We start from the raw sequence: 22534 nt of genomic DNA, 5'->3' as shown, positions 1-22534 counted from the left end.
CGTCATCCTGCGCCGCGATACGCGAAAGCGGGGCCGCCCTCTCGGACCGACCCCGCCTCACGTTCGTCTGACTTAGACCGTCTGCAGCTCGGGCTCGCGAACCTCGGCGCGGATGGCACGGTTGGCGGCCGAGACGACGGCCTTCAGGGATGCGGTCGAGATATCGCCGTCGATGCCGATGCCCCACAAGCGCGTGCCGTTCACGTCGAGCTCGACGTAGGCCGCGGCCTTGGCATCGCCCGAGGCGCTCATGGTGTGCTCGACGTAGTCGTAGAGCGAGATCTCGATGCCGCGGCCGCGCATGATCTCGATGAACGCGGCGATCGGGCCGTTGCCGGATGCCTGAGCGCGCGACACCTCGTCGCCGTCACGCAGATCGACCACGAGTTCGACCTCGCCCTGGAAGTCGCTCGCCGTGCGCGTTGACGTGAGCTCGAAGCGACCCCACTTGGCGTCGTCGTCGGCTGCGGGCAGGTATTCGTCCTGGAAGATGTTCCAGATCGCGTCGCTCGTGACCTCGCCTCCCTCGGCGTCGGTCTTGCGCTGCACGACGCCCGAGAACTCGATCTGCAACTTGCGCGGCAGGTCGAGCGCGTGGTCGGTCTTCAGCAGGTAGGCGACGCCGCCCTTGCCCGACTGCGAGTTGACGCGGATGACTGCTTCGTAGCTGCGGCCCAGGTCTTTCGGGTCGACGGGCAGATAGGGCACGGCCCACTCCAGCTCGTCGACCGTCTTCCCCGTGCGCTCGGCCTCGGCGGCCATGGCCTCGAAGCCCTTCTTGATGGCATCCTGGTGCGAACCCGAAAAGGCCGTGAAGACGAGGTCACCGGCCCAGGGGCTGCGCTCGGGCACGGGCAGCTGGTTGCAGTACTCGGCCGTGCGCTTGACGCCGTCGACGTCGCTGAAGTCGATCTGCGGGTCGATGCCCTGCGTGAACAGGTTGATGCCGAGCGCGACCAGGTCGACATTGCCCGTGCGCTCGCCGTTGCCGAACAGGCATCCCTCGATGCGGTCGGCGCCGGCCAGGTAACCCAGCTCGGCGGCGGCGATGGCCGTGCCGCGGTCGTTGTGCGGGTGCAGCGAGATGATGACGTTCTCACGATTGTTGAGGTGTCGACCCATCCACTCGATCGAGTCGGCGTAGACGTTGGGCGTGGCCATCTCGACCGTGGAGGGCAGGTTGATGATGACCTTGCGCTCGGGCGTGGGCTCGAACACGTCCAGCACCTGGTTGCAGATGTCGACCGCGAACTCGAGCTCGGTGCCCGTGTAGCTCTCGGGCGAGTACTCGTAGAAGACGGCCGTCTCGGGGATGGTCTTCTCCATCTCGCGGCACTTGCGGGCGCCGTGCAGGGCGATGTCGATGACACCCTGCTTGTCGGTGCGGAAGACGACCTCGCGCTGCAGGATGCTGGTCGAGTTGTAGAGGTGCACGATGGCCTGCTTGGCACCCTTGATCGACTCGTAAGTGCGCTCGATCAGGTGGTCTCGCGCCTGCGTCAACACCTGGATGGTGACGTCTTCGGGAATCGCGTTCTCGTCGATCAGGCTGCGAACGAAGTCGAAGTCGGTCTGGCTCGCGCTCGGAAAGCCGACCTCGATCTCTTTGTAGCCCATGCCGACCAGCAGGTCGAACATGATGCGCTTGCGCTCGGGGCTCATCGGGTCGATGAGTGCCTGGTTGCCGTCGCGCAGGTCGACGGCGCACCAGCGCGGCGCCTCGGTGATGCGCTTCGACGGCCACGTGCGATCGGGCAGCTCGACCCGGATCTGCTCGTGGAACGGGCGGTATTTGTGCACCGGCATGGCCGACGGCTTCTGGGTGTTCTTCATGGTCTTACAGCTCCTCGCGAATCGAATTCAGCCGATGACGAACTCCGCGACGAGGGAGGCCTGGGATTAGGACTCGTCGCGGCAGCTAAGGAGGAGCGCACCGAACAACACCCGCTCAGGCTACACCACGGCGCGCGGCTCGCGCATGTCACGAACGAAGCGTGCGGCATCCGCGACCGAGAGCTCGGGAATGTAGGAGCGCACGAGCGCGACGCCGATGGCCGGCAGATGCACGGCGTCGGGGTAGACGAGCCACAGCGGCACGAACGTGGGCTGGAACTTGCGCTTGAAGTTCAGCAGCGAGCGGAAGCCGTAGACGGGTTCGAGCGAGGTGCCGATGTAGTCCAGCAGGCGCGCGATGGTGGATGCCTCACCATCCGCGTGTCCCCCACCGCCCGATTTGGCGAGCGGCGCGCCCGACAGGCTCATGAACTGGATGCCCTCGACCTGCATGGTGGTCGCCGACTTGGCGATCAAGAACTCCATGGTGCCGTTCATGCCGTCGGCGCGGCGCCGCATGAAGTCGAGCGTGTAGCCGATCACGCCGTCGGCGCCGTATGACGGCAACCAGCTCGTGGCCGCCTCGATCTGACCCTCGCCGTCCACGGCCAGCATGATGCGCACGGCGGGGTCGGCCAGTTCGTCGAAACCGCCGAGCGTGAATTCCATCTCGGGCAACTCCTTATCGGCCACCCAGGCCTCGGACATAGCCTGCACCTGAGACCTCTTCGACAACGACATCTCGGGCCACGAGGTCCACTCGGCGACGATGCCGGCCCGCTCCGCGCGGTTGATCGACGTGCGGATGTCCTGCCACTTCTTGCCCGTGGTCGACCACTGCTGCGGCAGGACGATGGCTTCTTCGGCGATCTCGAGGCGATGCCATCCGAGATCGTCGAAGGCCGACACCGAGCGGTCGTCGATGCCGTAGAACGCGGGCGTCCAGCCGTTGTCGCCGCAGAAGCGGATGAAGCGGCGGATGACGGCCGGATCGTCGTGGTCGGGGCCGAACGGGCCGCCCGTGGTGACGGCGACGGCCCCGCGCACGCGATAAGCGACGGCCGCCCTGACCTCGCCGTCGAACCAGAAGCTGTTGCCCGGCCACGTGGACATGAACGCCAACGTGTCGCCGCCGCCCTGTTCGAGGAGCGCCCGGGCGCGCAGGCGATCGTCGGTGCCGGGAACCGCCGAGGGCGACAACACGAGACGGGCCACGGCGGCCACGAGAACCAGGCCGAACAGGATCGACGGGCCGTACCAGAACAGGTCGGCCCACGGCGTGACGGGGATGAACCCGAGGCCGTCGGACACCACGAACGACGGCGGCGCGAGGCGGAGCGGCAGCTCCTTCAGGATGTCGAGAGCCGAGACGGCGGGACGGAACTGATCGCGCAGCATCCAGGTGCCGACGAACGAGAGGGCCGCCGCCGTGAGAGCCCCCGCCAGGATGGTCGCGACGAAACGCCGAACTGCCGTGCGCGTCGATCGCACTGCGACGTGACGGCGCATGACGATGAGGAGAAGCGCAACCGCCAGGGGCAGAAGCGCACACACGATGAACGACACCAGGGCGCGACGGTCGATCGCGGTGTCGAGCTCGTTGATCGTCGGGAACAGCTGCGGGAGCGTGGCCGGCGTCAGGCCGAAGTAGATGGAGATGGCGCCGCTCAGCAGCACGTTTGCGACCACCGCCAACCACAGGGCGACGCGTCGGCCGAGGAACACACCCCACGCGATGAAGAGCATCGCCAGCATGGGAAACACCGAGATGAGGGCGACCGCCGAATGCGCGTCGAGCAACGAATCTGCCGTCGACGAGCAGGGTGCGCTCGCCGAACCGAGCGCACACAACACCCCGTCGGCGCTCGACACCGGGTCGAAGGACAAGGCCCCGTAGAGCGACAACAGGCCGTCACCCGTGCCGATCTGGCCGGCCAGGATCGGACCGACACCGCCGAGAGCGACGATGGATGCCAGCAGCACGCGCGTCTCGTGATGAGAGCTGCGCACGAGCCTGAGGCGGGACCGGCTGCCGCCCAGCAGGAAACCGATGCCCAATCCGATGGGGACGGCCAGGAGCGCGAACAGGTCGCCCGCTCCCCCGGCATAGAGAAAGAGGGTGACGGCGAAGAGCGTCGCGAAGAGGCGGATGCGACGCCGCCACAACGCGCCCGTGAAAGCGCTCGCGGCCATCGCGGCGCACACGACACCCGTCGCCGGCGAAAGGGTGTCGACCGACGCCGCGCTCAAGGGGACATATTCGAGCACCGTGCGCTCGGCATAGCTGATCGCGAAACCGAGCAGGGCCGCGGTTGCGCTTCCCCCCAGGTAGGCGACGAGGACGCGCCAGGTGCCCATCAGGCGTTCGGATTCACCGACGACCACGAGCAGGAGGGGCACGACGGCGATGAGCGACGGCCATCCGTCGGCGGCGAGGAACGCCGTGAAGATGCCCCACCAGTGGTGCTCGACGAAGACGTCGTCCTGGCCGGTGGCGAGGATGTCCCAGCCCCAGCCGTAGGTCGACGAGGCGAAGCCGGACACGCTGAGCGCGGCGATCACGATCGTGAGCACGATCGTCACCGGGCGGCGGCGGGCCCAGCGGCCGATGCCGGTGAACACCCGGGTCGCGCGCGATGGCGGTCCCGGCTCGCCGAGCTGTGCGGGCGCGGCGGGCCGTGTGTCAGCCGACGGGACCGTTCGGTGGATGTCGTCGCTCATTCTGTCTTCAATCCCAGTCGTTCTGCCAGCAAGGGGATGCCCTTGCCGAAGATGTAGGTCACGGTGTTCCAGTCGTGCGCGGTGCCGGGCGACACGATCTCGGTCGTCGACACGCCCGCGGCCTTCATGGCCGCCTCGACCGCCTGCGTCTCGGGGCCGAGCCGGGTGTCGAGGGATCCGTAGCCCACAATGGCCGCGACATCCTGATAGGGCGCGTTCTTGGCCAAGATGGCGGCCGGTTTTGCTGCGTCGTACGCCGACTGCGAGCCGCCGAAACCATCCCGGACCGTGTTGTCGCCGATCGTCGGCGCCTGTTCGCCGGCGATATCGAACCACGTGCGATAAAGCTCCGGATGCGCGGGGCCGAACTGCGTGGTGCACGTGGCGCCCTGCGAGAACCCGCCGATGCCCCAGTAGCGGTGGTCCGTCGTGGCGGGCAGGTTGGCCTGGATCCAGGAGGTGACGTCTTGCGTGATGTAGGTGGCCGAGTTGCCGAGCGGCGAGTCGACGCACATGGGGTTCTTTTCGGGTGCACCCAACTGGTCGGGCACGACGACGATGGGCGCGAGACCCTTGTGCGCGGCCGCATAGGTGTCGAGCGCGTGAGCGAGCCCGCCCTTCGCGAAGAGGTCGTCCGGGGCGCCCGGCTGGCCCGAGAGCATCACCATGACGGGCAGCTTCGGGGGCGCCGCGACCCTCGCCGCCGGGGGCAGGTAGACGACGGCATTACGCACGTCGAAATGCGAGAGGGTGGCCGGGATTCGGATCTCTCCCACGGAACCGGTCGCGGGCATGTCACCGGGTGGCGTCCAGGCGGCAGCGAACCCGGGAGTCGCGACATCCGCTGCCCCGGCCGGGGCCTCACGGGGCAGCGACAGGGCCGGCACCTCGCGCGGGGTGAAGATGTCGCCGATGGTGCGGTACTCACCGAAGTCCGCATTGATGAAGAGGGCCGAGGTGGCGGCTATCGAGAGGATGGCCGCCACCGCCACCAGTTTGCGCCAGAGCTTCGTGTGGCGAAAGCTCATGGCCGCGAAGGTTCCCCCGGCCAGCATGAGGGCGACCCACAGGCGGAAGGTGGCCGTGAAGGTGTAGTCGAAGACATCCCACACATCGCCCACCAGCCAGACCAGAAGGATGCCGACGCCGGCGGCTGCAACCGTGGCCACGAGTGTGGGCACGATCCACCGGCGGACGTGTGGCCGTACGAGCAGTATCGCGAGCAGGACGACCGTTACGCCCAGTGCCGCGAAGAGCACTTTCGGATGGTCGATGCGAACCGCCTGCAGCCAGTCGATCATGGTCGTCCTTTCCGAAACCAGATCGAGTATGGCAGCACACGGGCGCGCCAGACTGGAGGCGGAATGGGAGCCGGATGGGAAGTTGCCGGGGCGTCGGGGGCATCACTCCGCGCGTTCCATAGCGAGCATGTAACTCGAGATTTGCTCAGGACTCGCGCCCGCCATTTCGTCGACGATCCGGCCGTCGGCGAGGAAGACGATGCGGTCGGCATAACTTGCCGCCACCGGATCGTGCGTCACCATGGCGATCGACTGCCCATATTCGACGCAGGCTCGCGAGAGCAGGTCGAGCACCTCCCGGCTCGTGCGGGTGTCGAGGGCGCCGGTGGGCTCGTCGGCGAAGATCAGGTCGGGCCGTGATGCGAGGGCACGGGCGATGGCAACGCGTTGCTGTTGGCCGCCGCTCATCTCGTGGGGGCGGTGCGTGAGACGGCCCGTCAGGCCCAGCGAGTCGGTGAGCGAGTCGATCCAGGCGCGTTCCTCGGTCGTGGGCGTGTGCTTGTCGAGGTCGAACGGCAGCATGATGTTGGCGCGCGCATCGAGCGTGGGCACGAGGTTGAAGGACTGGAAGACGAAACCGATACGCCGGCGCCGCAGCACGGTCAGCTCGGAGTCACCGAGGCGTCCGATCTCGGTGTTGCCGAGCCAGACCTCGCCCGTCGTGGGCTGGTCAAGGCCGGCCATGATGTGCATGAGCGTCGACTTGCCGCTGCCCGACGGGCCCATGATGGCGGTGAATTGGCCTCGGCGTACGCCGATGGAGACGTCGTCGAGCGCGAGCACCGCGCCGTCCCCTCGGCCGTAGCGCTTCGAAACGTTGGTCACGCGGGCGGCGAGGCCCATGTCGAGTGTCGTGAAGGTCATGCTTCAACGCTAGGGAGGTCGAGCGGGTGCCGCGTCGTCCGGGCGGTCTATCGCCCGTGGGCCCCGAGGACGATTCCTGAGCGATGCGTCGGGTGAGCCCTCGAGGAACGGCTACGCGATGAGGCCGTGCTCATAGGCGAAGATGACCAGTTGCACCCGGTCGCGCAGGCCGAGCTTCGCGAGAACGCGCGAGATGTGCGTCTTCACGGTCGATTCGCTGAGGAATTCGGTCGACGCGATCTCGGCATTCGAGAGGCCCCTGGCGGCGAGCAGGAAGATGTCCCGTTCGCGCGCCGTGAGCTGCGAGAATTCTGCCGGCGGCTGCGGTTTGGGGGCGTCGCCCATCAGGTGTTTCATCAGGGCCTGCGTCTCACCCGGCGCGATGACCGCGTTGCCCGCGTGCACCGTGCGGATGGCGGCGAGGAGGAACGGCGGCTGCGTGTCTTTCAAGAGGAATCCACTGGCACCCGAGCGCAGCGCGTGAGCGGCTCCCTCGTCGAGGTCGAAGGTGGTCAGGACCACGATCTTGGGGGCCTTCGAACCGCTGCGAGCGGCGTCTTCGAGTGCTCGGACCGTGGCCTCGATGCCGTCCATGACCGGCATGCGCACGTCCATCAGGACGACGTCTGGGCGGGTCTCGGCGATGAGGGCGAGCCCCGCGCGGCCGTCGCCCGCCTCACCGGCGAAGGCGAGGTCGGGTTGCGATTCGATGAGCATGCGGATGCCGGCCCGGAAGAGGGCCTGGTCGTCGACGAGGGCCACGCTGATGCGGCCGTCGGGCTGGCCGCCGAAGGGTGAGGCGGGCGGTGTGAGGCTCATCGGATTCCGTTCGAGGGGGTGTGGGCGGCCGCCGGGATGAAGGCCGTGACTTGGAAGACACCGGGGGCGACTTCGCGCGCGTCGAGGCGACCGCCCGCGAGGGTGGCTCGTTCCCGCATGCCCGGCACGCCGTGGCCGACGGAGGGCATGGCGCGCGGGGCGGTCGGCGAGGTCGGCGGAGCGATGTGACCCGTGACCGTGGCGACGCTGCCGGTGCGGATGTCGTCGCGGCCGGCCGGGGCGGTCGGCACCGTCACCGCGTTCTGGATGTTGAGCACGACGCCGTTCGCGCGCCAGTCGAAACGCACTGACACCGGCGTTCCGGGGGCCCCGTGGCGGAGCGCGTTGGTGAGCCCCTCCTGCGCGATGCGATAGACCGCGATCTGGTGCCCGGTGACGACAGAGACCGGGGTTCCGACCGATTCGAGCCGCACATCCAGGCCCGCGCTCCGCATCTGTTCGACGAGATGTGGGATGTCGGCGATCATCGGCTGGGGGCCGTCGGTCTGTCGGTGCCGCAATTCTGCGAGCAGCACGCGAACGTCTCCGAGGGCTTCCCTCGCCGTCGACGAGATGGTTTCGAGGGAGCGGTCGACGACGGTCGGGTCGGATGCACGGGCATAACGTGCACCATCCGCTTGGGCGATGACGACCGCGAGCGAGTGGGCGACGACGTCGTGCATATCGCGCGCGATGCGGTTGCGTTCCTGCTCGACGATGACCTCTTGCTGCGTTTGCACGTTGAGCTGCTGGGCGACGTAGCGCTCGTAACCGGCGGCGCGTGCTTCGCGGCCCGTGCGCGCGAGCAGACCGAGCACCCACGACAGGGTGAGCACGAAGATGCCGGCGGCCGAGCCGACGGCGGTGGTGAACGTGTATTGGGCTTGCTGGTCGGGGTCGAAGAGGACGCTGACGAGGCCGCCGGCACCCGGTGTGGTTGCGGCGCCGATGATGAGGAGGGACGTGTAGGCGGCCGCGATGATGCCCCCGCCGAGTGCTGAGACGAGTCCGAGCCAGCGCACGCGTGGGCTGCCGAGTGACGCGGTCGAGTAGAGCACCACGAGGATGGCGATGTTGCTGACCTGCGGACTGACCATGCCGAGCATCTGGACGACGGCCGTGAGCCAGGCGAGCGTGAGGGCCAGTCCTGGCGATGCCCGGTGCAACGCGAGCGACACGGCCATGCCGAGCAACACCACGTAGGCGAGGGTGGGCTGCCCGATGAGCGCCGTGAAGCCCAGCCCGAGAAGCAGGCAGAACAGAGCGATGATGCCGTCGACCCACTTCTGGGTGGTCGTCAGGGGGCGGAACATGTTTCCCACGTTACGGGGTGCGGGCACGGGAGGTGTTGCCCGCGGCCGAACATGGTCCTCCCGATGGATGAATGACATGCCGTGGTGCCGGGTGAGATCTGCGCCGTTGACGCCCGCTGCCGCGCCGGCGCTAGAAGCCGAGACGCCCGAGCAGCTTCGGGTCGCGCTGCCATTCCTTGGCCACTTTCACGCGCAGGGAGAGGAAGACCCGCGTGCCGACGAGGGGTTCGATCTGGGCGCGGGCGCGTTCACCCACGTCACGCAGTCGCGATCCCCGGTCACCGATGATGATGCCCTTCTGACTGTCACGTTCGACGAAGATGTTGGCGTAGATATCGGTCAGGTCGGTGCCTTCTCGTGGCACGATGTCGTCGATCGTGACGGCCAGCGAGTGCGGCAGCTCGTCGCGCACACCCTCGAGCGCCGCCTCGCGGATGAACTCGGCGACGCGGTCCTCTGTGGACTCGTCGGTGACGGCCTCTTCGGGGTAGAGCGCCTCTGACCGGGGCATGAGTGAGACCAGCTCGGCGGCGAGCACGTCGAGCTGGGTGCCCTCGACCGACGAGATGGGGATGATGCTGTCCCACTCCCGCAGTTCTTGCACGGCGAGCAGCTGGGCCGCCACGTTCTTCTTCGAGGACGCGTCTACTTTCGTGATGATCGCGACCTTCTTGGCCCGGGGGAACCCGTCGAGCTGCTCGTTGATGAAACGGTCGCCGGGGCCGAGCTTCTCGGTGGCGGGGATGCAGAAGCCGATGACGTCGACGTCACCGAGGGTCGACTGCACGAGGTCGTTGAGGCGCTGGCCGAGCAGTGTGCGGGGGCGGTGGATGCCGGGGGTGTCGACCACGATCAGCTGACCGTCTTCGCGGTGCACGATGCCCCGGATGGCGCGGCGCGTGGTTTGCGGCTTCGACGATGTGATGGCCACCTTCTGCCCGACGAGCGCGTTCGTCAGGGTCGACTTGCCCACGTTGGGGCGGCCGACGAACGACACGAACCCGGCGCGGTAGTCGCCCTCGACCTCGTCGCGCTGCGGCTCGCTGGTGCCGCCTCGCGGTTTGCGGACCTTCTTATCGTGCGACTCGTCGGACGCCGCCGCGGGCTCGGTGACGGCAGTCTCGGTGACGACAGCCTCGTTGGCGTCGGCCGCTTCGGCGTGGCCGGATGTGCCCGATGCCGAGCTGTCGGGAACGATGCCGGTCGTGTTGTCTGCTGCGTTGTCTGCGGTGCCGTTGTCCACGGTCACTCCTTTGATTGGTCGAACGACGCTTGCACGTCGGCGAGGGCGTCGGTGCGTTCGACGATGACGGTTGTGAGGCGACCGCGTCGCCCCTCGGTGCGGTCTGCGGTGATGACGAGCCCGCCGACGGTGGCTTGCGAGCCCTGGACGGGGAGTCTGTCGAGCGTCTTTGCGAGCAAGCCGCCGATGGAGTCGACGTCGTCGTCGTCGAGTTCGATGTTGAACAGTTCGCCCACCTCGTCGGCGGCGAGCCGCGCGTCGACCCGGTAGCGTCCATCGCCGAGGTCGGTGACCTCGTCGGTGTTGGCATCGTATTCGTCGGAGATGTCACCCACGAGCTCTTCGATGAGGTCTTCGAGCGTGACGAGCCCGGCTACTCCGCCGTACTCGTCGATGACCATGGCGAGGTGGTTCGACTCGGCCTGCATCTGCTGCAGCATGGCGTCGGCCTTCTTGGATTCGGGAACGAACAGCGGTGGACGCGCCAACTCGCTCGCGATGCGCTCCCCCGACGTCGGACCGCCCTCGTGCAGCGCCCGCGCCAGATCGCGCAGGTAGAGGATGCCGATGACATCGTCGATCTCGTCCGCGCGGACGGGGGCACGAGAAACGCCCGTGCGCAACAGGACGCTCATGGCCTGGTCGACCGTGAGGTCGTCTTCGATGGTGATCATGTCGGTGCGCGGGACCATGACCTCGCGCACGACGGTCGAGTTGAACTCGAAAATCGAGTGGATGAGTTCGCGGTCGTCTTCTTCGAGGACATCTTGCTCGGCTGCCTCGTCGACCATGCTGAGCAGCTGCTGCTCGCTAGAGAACGACCGGTTGCGCGACACACCCGGTGTGACCCGGTTTCCGAAGGCGACGAGGGCGTTGGGAAGCGGCCCGAGCACGACACGCACGAATCGCACGACGGGCGCCGCGACCGTGAGAATGGCACCGGCGTGCGTGCGCCCGAACCCACGCGGGCTGGCGCCCACCAGGATGAACGACACGACCGTCATGACGAGGGCCGACACGACGAGCGCGATCCACAACTCGTCGATCGTGAACGAGAAGACGAGGGTGACGAGCACGGCCGCCGTCGTCTCGGCCGTGATGCGTACGAAGTTGACGGCGTTGAGGTGGGGCCCCGGGTCGTCGGCGATGGCGGTGAGCGATCTCTTCGCCCGCGAATGCAGCGCCAGGTCGGCGATGTCGGCGCGCGATTGCACCGTGATAGCGGCATCGACGGCGGCCATGAGACCGGCGAAGGCGACAAGGAGGAAGGCCGCCGTGATGAAGAGGGCTACCGGCATGTCAACCGCGTCGCTCTTGCATGGCGAAGCCGATCAGGATGTCGCGCTGAATGCCGAACATCTCGCGCTCTTCGTCGGGCTCGGCGTGATCGAAGCCCAGCAGATGAAGGATGCCGTGGGTGGTGAGCAATACGAGTTCCTGCGTCGTCGAATGCCCCGCGTCGTCGGCCTGCGACTCGGCGACCTGCGGGCACAGAACGATGTCCCCGAGCAGGCCGGCGGGCGTCGGGTTGTCTTCGGTGCCGGGCCGCAATTCATCCATCGGGAAGCTCAGCACATCGGTGGGGCCGGGCTCGTCCATCCACTGCACGTGCAGCTGTTCCATGGCCCCCGTGTCGACGAGCACGATGTTGAGGTCGGCCTCGGCGTTGACGTGCATCGCCTGGAACGCATAGGTGGCGAGCCGGAGCAGGGCAGCCTCGTCGACGGGCATCTGTGACTCGTTGTTGATCTCGATGCTCACGCACGGGGCCTTTCAGGAGTATGGGGGTGTGATGGGCAGACGCCTCTCAAGAAGCGCTACCGCGGCGCGGTTGCCGGTCTCGAGGTGCACCTCGACGCTCGGCCCGATTGGCGAACTCGGCCGCCTGCTCGCGCTCGAAGCGCTGGGCCTGCTTCGTCTGATCATATTCGCTGTAGGCATCGACGATGCGGCCGACGAGCGTGTGCCGCACGACGTCGTCGCTCGTGAGCTCGGCGAAATGGATGTCGTCGATCTCACGCAGCACGCGCGTGACGAGTCGCAGGCCCGACGAACCGGTGGGCAGGTCGACCTGCGTCACGTCGCCCGTGATGACCATCTTCGACCCGAACCCGAGGCGCGTGAGGAACATCTTCATCTGCTCGGGCGTGGTGTTCTGAGCCTCGTCGAGCACGATGAACGAATCGTTGAGCGTGCGACCACGCATATAGGCGAGCGGCGCGACCTCGATCGTGCCGGCTGCGAGTAGCTTGGGCACGAGTTCGGGGTCCATCATCTCGTTGACCGCGTCGTAGAGCGGCCGAAGGTAGGGATCGATCTTGTCGGTCAGAGTGCCGGGCAGGAACCCGAGGCGTTCGCCGGCTTCGACCGCCGGGCGAGTGAGGATGATGCGCGTGACCTCTTTGCGCTGCAACGCTTGCACGGCCTTGGCCATAGCCAGGTAGGTCTTACCCGTTCCGGCCGGGCCGATGCCGAACGTGATGGTGTTCTCGTCGATGGCCTCGACATAATCGCGCTGGCCGGCGGTCTTCGGACGAATGGTCTTGCCGCGCGACGACAGGATGGCCTGGCTCATCACATCGGACGGGCTCTGGCCCTCGTCGAGCATCTTGGCCGAGGATCGCACGCCCTCGGGGTCGAGGTCGAGGCCGTTCTTCACGAGGGAGATGAGCTCATCGACGAGCGCGGCCGCCTGATTCACCTCGGCGCGGTCGCCGCTCAGGGTGACCTCGTTGCCGCGAACGTGCACCGCGACGCCGGGGAACTGCTTCTCGATCGTCGATAGCAGTCGATCCTGCGGGCCCAGCAGACGCACCATTGCGACGCCGTCGATAGTCAGATGGCGGTCGACGTGGGTGCCGGCGGCATCGCCGGCTCCGGGTGCGGACACGAGCGTCGCGTCGACGGACGTATCGGGCGTGTTCGGCGTGGCCTGGGCGTCAGCCGAACGGGACGAATCGTCAGAATGTGGCAAGTGAGCCCTCCGAAAGGTCTCCCGCGAGGACGTGCGCGTGCACGTGGAAGACGGTTTGACCGGCGCTTTCGCCGGTGTTGAAGATGAGTCGGTAGTCGCCACCTGCGCGCTCTGCGGCGACGCGTGAGCCGACCTCGACCAATTCGGCCAGGAGGTCGGGCTCGGCGGCCGCCAACTCGGTGACGTTGCGGTAGGCCTCGGTCTTCGGCACCACCAGGACGTGGACGGGCGCTTTCGGCGCGATGTCTTCGAACGCGATCACACGATCGGTTTCAGCCACGATCGTGGCCGGAATCTCGCGAGATACGATGCGGGCGAAGATGGAGCGTTCAGAATCGGACATGGTTCCAGTCTAAAGAAACACGGCCCCGACGAAGCGGTTATCCACAGATCGGTTCGCTCTCAGCGTGGTGCGGGCGATGAGCCGACATCACGGCCATCGTCACCAGCGCCCGAGCCGCACATTCAATACTGCGAGGGCGGCGGGACCGGCCGTCGACGTGCGCAGGACAGTCGACCCGAGACGCACGATGCGAGCCCCCGCCGACGCCATCCGGTCGAGTTCTGCCGGCGACACACCACCCTCGGGACCCACGACGATGACGATTTCACCATCGGACGGGAGGTCGGTCTCGGCGAGGGTGGTCTCACCGCGGGGGTCGAGCACGAGCACGAGCGCTCGGGAGGCGCGTTCCGCCAGCTGAGCGGTCGATTGCAGCGGTTCGACCTGGGGCAACCAGGAGCGGATCGACTGCTTGGTCGCCTCGCGGGCGATGGTCTGCCAGCGCTGCCGCCCCTTCTCGGCCTTCTGCGCGTCCCAGCGGGAGATGCTGCGTTCGGCCGACCACGGGACGATCGCGTCGACGCCCAGTTCGGTCGCGGCCTGAACGGCGCGCTCGTCACGGTCGCCCTTGGCCAGGGCTTGCACGAGCACGAGCGCCGGGGTCGCGGCATCCGCCCGCTCTGAGTGCTCGACACGGATGACGACGCTCGACGGGCTCGACGCCTCGACCACGCCCGTGGCCAGGAGCCCCGCGCCGTTGCCGACGCTGACCGTTTCGCCCACGCGGACACGGTTCACGGTTGCTGCGTGTTTGGCTTCGGCGCCCGTCAATTCGACGGTTTCGCCGACGGGCGCCTCGGTCAGATCCTCCCGCAGGAACAGGCTGCTCATATCGGTGCCCGCTAGGCGTTCATGAAGCGGTCGCGCAGCTTCTGGAACAGCCCCTGCTGGAACTGTCCGAGCTTCGGGCCCGACTGCTTGCGGTGCGACGCGAACGACTTGATGAGCTCGCGCTCCTTGTGGTCGAGCTTCGTGGGCGTGACCACATGGATGCCGACGCGCAGGTCACCGCGACCCGAACCGCGCAGCTTGGTGATGCCGCGGCCCTTGATGGTGAGCACCTCGGACGACTGCACACCCGGGCGCACCTCGAGCGGCACATCTCCGTCGAGCGCGGGCACGGTCGTCTCGGTGCCCAGGATGGCGTCGGTCATGGGAACTTCGAGCGTGCACAGCAGGTCGTCGCCGTCGCGGCTGAAGATGTCGTGGTGTCGCACCTTCATCTCGAGGTAGAGGTCGCCGTTGGGGCCGCCCGCCTGGCCGATCTCACCCGAGCCGGGCATCTGCAGGCGCAGGCCCGTGTCGACGCCGGCGGGGATGTCGACGGGAACCGTGCGGCGCGCGCGAACGCGACCCTGGCCCTGGCAGGTGGCGCACGGCGCGGGGATGACGGTTCCGTAGCCGCGGCAGGTGCCGCAGGGCGCCGACGTGACGACGTTGCCGAGCAGCGAACGCACCTGGCGCTGGATCTGGCCCGAACCGTGGCAGATGTCGCAGGTCACGGGAGACGTGCCGGGCTGACAGCACGAACCTTGGCAGGTCTCGCAGAGCACGGCCGTGTCGACCTCGAGGTCGCGGTGTGTGCCGAAGATGACCTCGCTGAGGTCGAGCTCGACGCGGAGCAGAGCGTCCTGACCGCGCTCCTGGCGCGATTTGGGGCCGCGCTGCTGGCCACCGCCGCCGAAGAACGTGTCGAAGATGTCGCCGAAACCGCCGAAGCCGCCCGCGCCACCGAAACCGGCGCCGCCCTGATCGCCCAGGTCGTAGCGCTCGCGTTGCTGCGGATCGCTCAACACGTCATAGGCGTGGGTGACGTCTTTGAACCGCTCGGAGGCCTCGGCCGCCGGGTTCACATCGGGGTGCAGCTCACGCGCCAGACGGCGGTATGCCTTCTTGATCTCGTCGGGGGAAGCGTCGCGCGACACGCCTAGTACGTCGTAGTGGTCAGCCACCGAAGGCCTTTCGTCGATCCCGGTCGGAGGGGTCTCCGGGCCGGGAAATGTTCAGAGGGTAATGAGGTCGAGAAGTGGTGCAGAAAGTGTGGTGCAGAAAGTGTGGGGCAGAAAGAGAGGGGGTCAGCCGTCGCCGAGTTGCCGGGACAGATAACGGGCCACCGCGCGAACCGCGGCGATGTTGTTGGAGTAATCCATTCTCGTCGGTCCGAGAACGCCGAGGCGCGAGAGTTCGCCCGCAGAGGAACGGTAGTTGCTCGTGACGATAGAAGTCTGGGACAGACCGAACGACGCATTCTCCTGCCCGATGCGCGCGATGACGCTCGACGACGCGACGCCGGACGGGTCGGCCTGCAGCTCGCCGAACAGGCGCAACAGGATGACCTGCTGCTCGAGCGCCTCGAGCACGGGATAGATGCTGCCCGAGAAGTCCTCTTCGGTGCGAGCCAGGTTGGCGGCCCCCGCCATCACCAGCCGATCTTGACGATAGGCCGAGAGCTGGTCGATCAGGGCGGCGACGATGGATGCGATGAGCGGGGCCTCGTCGGGACGCGCATCGTTGGCGAGTCGCTCGAGTGCCGCCCCGGCATCCGCCACACCGATGCCGACGGCCGCCTGGTTGAAGCGCTGCTTGAGCGACTCGACGTCGGTCTCGAGCGTGACGAGCGGGGACTCGACGACGCGCTGCTCGACCCGGCCGTTATCGGTGATGAGCACGACGAGCAGGCGGTGGTCGGCGAGGAAGACGAGCTCGATGTGCCGAACCTGGGCCCTGGCGAACGACGGGTATTGCACGATCGCGACCTGGTTGGTGAGTTGAGCGAGCAGACGGACGGTGCGCGACAGCACATCGTCGAGCCCGACCGACTGCCCGAGGAATGCCTCGATGGCCTCACGCTGCGCGGCCGAGAGCGGGCGCCGATCGGCGAGCTGGTCGACGAACAGGCGGTAGCCCTTGTCGGTCGGCACTCGGCCGGACGAGGTGTGCGGGGCGACGATCAGTTCTTCGTCTTCGAGCTGCGCCATATCGTTGCGGATGGTGGCCGCTGAGACGCCGAACGAATGACGCTCGACGATGGCTTTCGACCCGACCGGCTCACGGCTGGCGACATAATCTTGCACGATGGCACGGAGGACTTCGAGACCGCGATCGGATGGCATCGGCTACTCCCCTCGGTGTCGGCAGTGTCGCTCGGCCGCATCGGGCGGCGGGCCGGTTGGCACTCGTTTGCTCAGAGTGCCAATTCTACCTCCGTAACCTCGGCTCGGCCAATTGCCGCACGGCACCGCGAGGCGCTACTTTGAGGGCATGACTGATGCACACGGGCAAGACCCGGCCGAGAAGAAACCCGACGACGCGTCGAACGGCGCGCCGGTGCCACCGATCGACGGCAGCGCTGCGGGCCGCCAGCCGGGCCAGCCCGAGGCCGCTTCACCGTACGGACAACCGCAGCAGCCCTCGCAGCCGCAGGCGCCCGAGCAGCCTCACGCACCCGAGCAGCCGCAGGCGCCCGGTTCGCCCTACGGCCAGCAGCCTGGCCAGCCGCCCTTCGGTGCACCCGCGGGGCAGTCGCAGCCCGGGCAGTCCCAGCCCGGTCACTTCGGTCAGCCGCCGCAGGGTGCTCCTTATGGCCAGCAGTCCCCGCAGCAGCCGTTCGGTGCGCCGAGCGGTCAGTCTCAGGGCCAGCCGGGACAGTACGGTCAGCCCCAGGGCCAGCCCGGACAATACGGTCAGCCCCAGGGCCAGCCCGGACAGTACGGCCAGCAGGGCCAGCCGCCCTATGGCCAGCAGCCGGGTCAGCCATACGGCCAGCCCGGCCAGCACGGCGGCCCCGGCGGCCCCGTTCCCCCGCAGTTCGGTGGGCAGCCCGGTTACGGCCCCCAGCCCCTCTCCCCCGCCGATGACAAGCTGTGGGCCAGCCTCTCGCACTTCCTCGGCGTGCTGTGGCTCCTGCCCTCGCTCATCATCTTCCTCGTCTTCAAGGACCGCGGCCCGCGCGTGCGCGAAGAGTCGAAAGAGGCGCTGAACTGGCAGATCACGTTCCTCATCGGCTACATCGCGCTGTCGATCGTCATCGGCATCATCCAGGCCATCCTCTACTCAACGGGTGCCTACGGCATCGCGGGCATCTTCGGCCTGCTGCAGGGTGCGCTCTACGTCGTCAACCTGGTCTTCTCGATCATCGGTGGCGTGCGCGTGACGCAGGGCGGCAGCTACCGCTACCCGTTCTCGCTGCGCCTCATCAAGTAGCGCGACACCAGCTCGACCAGAAGGGCCGCCCCACTCGGGGCGGCCCTTCTGCCGTTGAGAAACACGCGGGCGTCAGCCGAGCTTCACTCAGTAGTCGGTCAGGCGCCTGACGACCGCGTCGGCCATGAGACGGCCGGGACGAGTGAGCACGAGGTGTCCGCGCAGGGCGGCTGCGGCATCCACGAAACCGTCGGCGATGAGCCCGGCGACGGCCACGCGACCCTCGGGCGCGAGTGAGCGGATGTCGAGACCGTCAGCAATGCGCACGCCCAACATGATGCGTTCCATCTCTTGCACGTCGTCGTCGAGCGTTTCGCGCCCGGCGGCCGGTGAGGATCCCTCGGCCATGCGGCCTGCGTAGGCGGCGGGATGCTTCACGTTCCACCAGCGCACGCCACCCACGTGCGAGTGGGCTCCGGGGCCAATGCCCCACCAGTCGGCGCCCGTCCAGTAGGACAGGTTGTGGCGCGAGCGGGTGTCGTGGCCCGTTGACCAGTTGCTCACCTCGTACCAGCCGTAACCCGCATCCTGGAAGCGCCCGTCGGCGAGGTCGTACATGTCGGCCTGCAGGTCTTCGTCGGGTTCGGCCACCTGACCCGAGCGGATCTGGCGAGCCAGCTTGGTGCCCGGCTCGACGATGAGCGAGTAAGCCGAGATGTGGTCGGGCTGCGTCGCCAGGGCCTGGTCGATCGAGCGTTCCCAGTCGGCCAGAGTCTCGCCGGGCGTACCATAGATGAGGTCGACCGACACCTGCAGGCCCACCTCGCGCGCCCAGGCGACGACGAGCGGAACGCGTTCGGGGTCGTGTGTGCGCTCGAGCGTGGCGAGCACATGCGGCACCGCCGATTGCATGCCGAAGGACACGCGCGTGAAGCCCGCCTCTTTCAGGGTGGCGAGGTAGTCCCGATCGACCGAGTCGGGGTTGGCCTCGGTGGTGACCTCGGCCCCGGGGGCGAAGCCGTGTTCGTCGCGCACGGCGGCGAGCATCAGGGCCAGGTCGGCCGCCGGCAGAAGGGTCGGGGTTCCGCCCCCGAAGAAGACGGTCGACACGGGGCGCGGCGCGACGCCGGACTCGCGGAGCACGTGTGCCGACAGCCGCACCTCATCGACGGCCTGACCCGCGTAGTCGGTGCGTTTCGCTCCGCGCAGCTCATCCGACGTGTAGGTGTTGAAGTCGCAGTAACCGCAGCGCACGCGGCAGAAGGGCACGTGGAGGTACATGCCGAAGGGTCGGTCACCCGAACCGGCCGCCGCCGAAACGGGCAGCAGTCCGTCGGCCGGGGCCGGGTCGCCGAGAGGCAACGCTCCGGCCACTAGGAACCCTGAGCGGCGGACGCGGGCGGCGCCGAGGGGAATGCGGGCGAGAGAGCGCGCAGGTAGGCCTGCGTCAGGCGCTTGCGGCGACGGCGGTCGAGCACGGGCAGCAGGCGGTAGGTCAGCGTCAGCGGGCGTGTGAAGGCGCGCACCGTGAACCAGACCGAATCGTCGTCGCGGTGTTCGAGCTGAAACGACTCCTCGCCCGAGACGGGGTGGGCGTCGACGGTTCCGTAGGCGAAGGCGACACGCGTCGGCTCCTCGACCACATAGACGACACGGATGCGGGCGTCGACGTGCGCGCCGTCGACACTGCCGCGCAGATGCGCCGTCGTGCCCGCGGCGATGTAGGGCGAGCCATCCGACCCGAAGCGTTTCTCGCTGGCCGCGTGGATGGGCTCGAGCGCCGAACCGTCTTCTGCGTAACGGATTCCGCCGTACTGGGCGCCCTCATCGACGTGGATGTCGCTCACCGTGATGCCCGAGGCGTGCTGCACGCCCCACGTGAGCAGCTGAGCCGCGGCCGTGTGGAATCGTTGCTCGCCGCTGCCCAGGCGGATGGACGACTCGCTCGGCACGAAACCCTCAGGCGGGTACTGCATCAGGTCTGCTGCCTGGGTGGCGCCGACGGCCGCGTAGTTCACGGGCAGGTCGACGAAGTTGCTGCGACGCACGCTACTTCTTCTCCTTACCTTCGGTGTCCCCCGACAGGGCGGCGATGAACGCCTCCTGCGGAACCTCGACCTTGCCCACCATCTTCATGCGCTTCTTGCCCTCTTTCTGCTTCTCGAGCAGCTTGCGCTTGCGGGTGATGTCACCGCCGTAGCATTTGGCGAGGACATCTTTACGCATGGCGCGGATGGATTCGCGCGCGATGATGCGGGCACCGATGGCGGCCTGAATGGGCACCTCGAACTGCTGGCGCGGGATGAGCTTCTTGAGGCGCTCGGTCATGAGCACACCGTAGGCGTAGGCCTTCTCGCGGTGGACGATGGCGCTGAACGCGTCGACCTGCTCGCCCTGCAGCAGGATGTCGACCTTCACCAGGTCGGCCTCCTGCTCACCCATGGGCTCGTAGTCGAGCGAGGCATAGCCCTGCGTGCGGCTCTTCAGGTGGTCGAAGAAGTCGAAGACGATCTCGCCGAGCGGCATGCTGTAGCGCAGCTCGACGCGGTCTTCGCCGAGGTATTCCATGCCCAGCAGGGTTCCGCGGCGGGACTGGCAGAGTTCCATGATCGTGCCCACGTAGTCCTTGGGCGCCAGGATGGCGGCGCGCACGACGGGCTCGGACACGGCTTGGATCTTGCCGGTCGGGAACTCGGACGGGTTCGTGACCGTGACGGTCTTCTTGTCTTCGGTGCGCACCTCATAGATGACGGAGGGCGCCGTGGTGATGAGGTCGAGGCCGAATTCGCGCTCGAGGCGTTCGGTGATGATCTCGAGGTGCAGCAGGCCGAGGAACCCGCAGCGGAAACCGAAGCCCAGGGCCACGGATGTCTCGGGCTCGTAGTTGAGCGAGGCATCCGACAGCTTGAGCTTGTCGAGCGCTTCGCGCAGGTCAGGGTAGTCGCCGCCGTCGATGGGGTAGAGGCCGGAGAAGACCATGGGCTTCGGGTCGGTGTAGCCCGGGAGCGCATCGGTTGCGGGGCTCTTGAGCGTGGTGACCGTGTCGCCGACCTTGGAGAGACGCACGTCTTTCACGCCCGTGATCAGGTAGCCGACCTCGCCGACGCCCAGGCCCTTGGACGGGATGGGCTCGGGGCTCGAGACGCCGATCTCGAGCAGCTCGTGCGTGGAGCGCGTGGACATCATCTGGATGCGCTCGCGCGGCGACAGGCTGCCGTCGATCATGCGCACGTAGGTGACGACGCCGCGGTAGCTGTCGTAGACCGAGTCGAAGATCATGGCGCGCGTGGGCGCGTTGGCGTCGCCCTTCGGTGCGGGGATGCGCTCGACGACGCGGTCGAGTAGGTCTTCGACACCCATACCGGTCTTGCCCGAGACGCGCAGCACGTCGGCCGGGTCTCCCCCGATGAGGCTCGCCAGCTCGGCGGCATACTTGTCGGGGTCGGCGGCCGGCAGGTCGATCTTGTTGAGCACCGGGATGATCTCGAGGTCGTTCTCGAGCGCCAGGTAGAGGTTGGCGAGGGTCTGCGCCTCGATGCCCTGTGCGGCGTCGACCAGCAGGATGGCACCCTCACACGCCGCGAGAGAACGCGAGACCTCGTAGCTGAAGTCGACGTGGCCGGGGGTGTCGATCATGTTCAAAGCGAACGTGTCGGCGCCCTGCGACCAGGGCATGCGCACGGCCTGGCTTTTGATCGTGATGCCGCGCTCGCGCTCGATGTCCATGCGGTCGAGGTATTGGGCGCGCATATCGCGGTCGGAGACGACGCCCGTCATCTGCAGCATGCGGTCGGCCAACGTGGACTTGCCGTGGTCGATGTGGGCGATGATGCAGAAGTTCCGGATGAAAGCCGGATCAGTGGCAGAGGGCTCCTGCGCGCGGAGGGCTTTGGGACTCACGACATCCTCACGGGAAGTAGAACAGATGGACGAAGCCCCATTGTCCCACGAGTGGGCGTCGGGTGCCGTCGCCGGTCGTCTCGCGTGGCGGTGGAGGGCGGTCCGTCGTCAGTCGGTGCCGACGATGTCCCGCACGGCGGCGTCGAGATCGGGCTGTTCGAACTCATAGCCGGCCGCGGTCAGACGCTCGGGCAGCACCCACCGGCTCTTCAGGAGCAGCTCGGATTCGGTGCGGATGGCCGAGGCGCCGAGCTCGGTCATCCAGCGGAAGAGCGGCAGCCCGAGTGGCATCTTGACGGAGCGGCGGATGATGCGCATGAGCGTGCGGTTGTCGACGGGATGTGGCGACACCACGTTGACGGGCCCGTCGAGCTCGTCGTGCTCGACGAGGAAGCGGATGATGCGCTCGACGTCGCGCACGTGCACCCACGAGAACATCTGTCGGCCGTGCGTGGCGCGGCGCTCGTGGTAGACCCCGGAGGCGCGGCGGCCGGGCGTGCCGAACCAGCGACCGTCGTACTGCGGCCCACCGAAACCCGCGCGGGCGAGCGCGATGAGCGGGACGAGCGCCGAGCCGTGCCCGAGGACGATGGCCATGCGCAGCGCGACGCGGCGGGTGCCGGGCAGATCGCCCTCGAAGAAGGCGCCCTCCCATGCGCGGGCGACAGCGACCGAGAAACCTTCACCCAGTTCGCCCGTCGATTCGGTCTGCGGGTGGTCGAAGGCGTGGCGGTAGATGGTGGCGGTGCTGGCGTTCAGCCAGACGCGCGGCGGGTTCTCGGCGCGTTCGATGGCCGCGTGCAGCTGACGCGTGGTGGTGAGGCGGGAGTGCAAGATCTCGGCCCGGCGGGCGGCACCGTAGCGCGCATTGACCGAGCGGCCGGCGAGGTTGAGCACGACGTCGGCACCGTCGACAAGGGAGGCGATGGCGGCCGCGTCACCCCAGGTCGCGTCGGCATCCGCTCGCCCGATCGTCGCCACCTGGAAGCCGTCGGTGCGGAACGAATCGACCAGGTAGCGGCCGATGAAACCGGATGCCCCGGCGACCACGATGCGAAGAGGAGTTGCCATGGTGCGAGC

At 67.7% G+C, this 22534-nt stretch carries 19 protein-coding genes; 1 reads left to right on the top strand and 18 read right to left on the bottom strand.

The window, feature by feature from the left end; genetic code table 11:
• Positions 1–72 precede the first annotated feature (72 nt).
• The 14 genes from leuA to hrcA form a co-directional block, all read right to left on the bottom strand.
• Complete coding sequence (gene leuA, locus ACZ6IE_RS06755) at positions 73–1833, bottom strand: 2-isopropylmalate synthase (protein WP_464607308.1); 1761 nt, start codon at positions 1831–1833, stop codon at positions 73–75.
• Positions 1834–1953: 120 nt separating this feature from the next.
• Entirely contained in the window at positions 1954–4554 is a 2601-nt protein-coding gene (locus ACZ6IE_RS06750; protein WP_464607307.1) for a phosphatidylglycerol lysyltransferase domain-containing protein, read from the bottom strand.
• Positions 4551–5855, bottom strand: a complete 1305-nt coding sequence (locus ACZ6IE_RS06745) for an alpha/beta hydrolase (protein ID WP_464607306.1) — start codon at positions 5853–5855, stop codon at positions 4551–4553. Before ACZ6IE_RS06745 ends, ACZ6IE_RS06750 begins: the two co-directional genes overlap by 4 nt.
• A gap of 102 nt (positions 5856–5957) precedes the next feature.
• Positions 5958–6719 carry an ABC transporter ATP-binding protein gene (locus ACZ6IE_RS06740; protein WP_464607305.1) on the bottom strand — a complete coding sequence of 254 codons (762 nt, stop codon included), beginning with the start codon at positions 6717–6719 and terminating at the stop codon, positions 5958–5960.
• Positions 6720–6830: 111 nt separating this feature from the next.
• Positions 6831–7538: a response regulator gene (locus ACZ6IE_RS06735; RefSeq protein ID WP_464607304.1), complete on the bottom strand. Its 708-nt coding sequence runs from the start codon at positions 7536–7538 to the stop codon at positions 6831–6833.
• Positions 7535–8851, bottom strand: a complete 1317-nt coding sequence (locus tag ACZ6IE_RS06730) for a sensor histidine kinase (protein WP_464607303.1) — start codon at positions 8849–8851, stop codon at positions 7535–7537. Before ACZ6IE_RS06730 ends, ACZ6IE_RS06735 begins: the two co-directional genes overlap by 4 nt.
• A gap of 130 nt (positions 8852–8981) precedes the next feature.
• Positions 8982–10094 carry a GTPase Era gene (gene era / locus ACZ6IE_RS06725; protein ID WP_464607302.1) on the bottom strand — a complete coding sequence of 371 codons (1113 nt, stop codon included), beginning with the start codon at positions 10092–10094 and terminating at the stop codon, positions 8982–8984.
• A gap of 2 nt (positions 10095–10096) precedes the next feature.
• Complete coding sequence (locus tag ACZ6IE_RS06720; protein WP_464607301.1) at positions 10097–11392, bottom strand: hemolysin family protein; 1296 nt, start codon at positions 11390–11392, stop codon at positions 10097–10099.
• A gap of 1 nt (position 11393) precedes the next feature.
• A complete protein-coding gene (ybeY, locus tag ACZ6IE_RS06715; protein ID WP_077053325.1) occupies positions 11394–11855 on the bottom strand; it encodes an rRNA maturation RNase YbeY in 462 nt (153 codons plus the stop codon).
• A 46-nt stretch (positions 11856–11901) separates the two neighbouring features.
• On the bottom strand, positions 11902–12912 hold the full coding sequence (locus ACZ6IE_RS06710) for a PhoH family protein (protein WP_464608597.1): 1011 nt from the start codon (positions 12910–12912) through the stop codon (positions 11902–11904).
• Positions 12913–13054: 142 nt separating this feature from the next.
• Positions 13055–13411 (bottom strand): histidine triad nucleotide-binding protein, encoded by a 357-nt coding sequence (locus ACZ6IE_RS06705; RefSeq protein WP_464607300.1) that lies wholly within the window; start codon positions 13409–13411, stop codon positions 13055–13057.
• Between the two features lie 99 nt (positions 13412–13510).
• Positions 13511–14242: a 16S rRNA (uracil(1498)-N(3))-methyltransferase gene (locus tag ACZ6IE_RS06700; protein WP_464607299.1), complete on the bottom strand. Its 732-nt coding sequence runs from the start codon at positions 14240–14242 to the stop codon at positions 13511–13513.
• Between the two features lie 11 nt (positions 14243–14253).
• On the bottom strand, positions 14254–15363 hold the full coding sequence (gene dnaJ / locus ACZ6IE_RS06695) for a molecular chaperone DnaJ (protein WP_464607298.1): 1110 nt from the start codon (positions 15361–15363) through the stop codon (positions 14254–14256).
• 123 nt (positions 15364–15486) lie between these two features.
• Positions 15487–16524, bottom strand: coding sequence for a heat-inducible transcriptional repressor HrcA (gene hrcA, locus ACZ6IE_RS06690; RefSeq protein ID WP_464607297.1), 1038 nt, complete (start codon positions 16522–16524; stop codon positions 15487–15489).
• Positions 16525–16672: 148 nt separating this feature from the next.
• On the opposite strand from hrcA, the gene ACZ6IE_RS06685 reads away from it, so the two are divergent.
• Entirely contained in the window at positions 16673–17614 is a 942-nt protein-coding gene (locus tag ACZ6IE_RS06685; protein ID WP_464607296.1) for a DUF4870 domain-containing protein, read from the top strand.
• A gap of 87 nt (positions 17615–17701) precedes the next feature.
• Here ACZ6IE_RS06685 and hemW read toward each other — a convergent pair whose 3' ends face one another.
• The 4 genes from hemW to ACZ6IE_RS06665 all read right to left on the bottom strand — a co-directional run bounded on the left by hemW (position 17702) and on the right by ACZ6IE_RS06665 (position 22525).
• A complete protein-coding gene (gene hemW / locus ACZ6IE_RS06680; protein WP_464607295.1) occupies positions 17702–18928 on the bottom strand; it encodes a radical SAM family heme chaperone HemW in 1227 nt (408 codons plus the stop codon).
• A complete protein-coding gene (locus ACZ6IE_RS06675; protein ID WP_464607294.1) occupies positions 18928–19602 on the bottom strand; it encodes a DUF1990 family protein in 675 nt (224 codons plus the stop codon). The genes hemW and ACZ6IE_RS06675 overlap by 1 nt, the downstream gene beginning before the upstream one ends.
• A gap of 1 nt (position 19603) precedes the next feature.
• Positions 19604–21454: a translation elongation factor 4 gene (gene lepA / locus ACZ6IE_RS06670; RefSeq protein WP_079727444.1), complete on the bottom strand. Its 1851-nt coding sequence runs from the start codon at positions 21452–21454 to the stop codon at positions 19604–19606.
• 108 nt (positions 21455–21562) lie between these two features.
• A complete protein-coding gene (locus tag ACZ6IE_RS06665; RefSeq protein ID WP_464607293.1) occupies positions 21563–22525 on the bottom strand; it encodes an epimerase in 963 nt (320 codons plus the stop codon).
• Between the last annotated feature and the right edge of the window lie 9 nt (positions 22526–22534).

The sequence above is a fragment of the Okibacterium sp. AC114 genome, from assembly GCF_979253355.1.
Note: the sequence above shows the minus strand (reverse complement) of the source record. Positions and strands in the feature narration are given on the sequence as shown.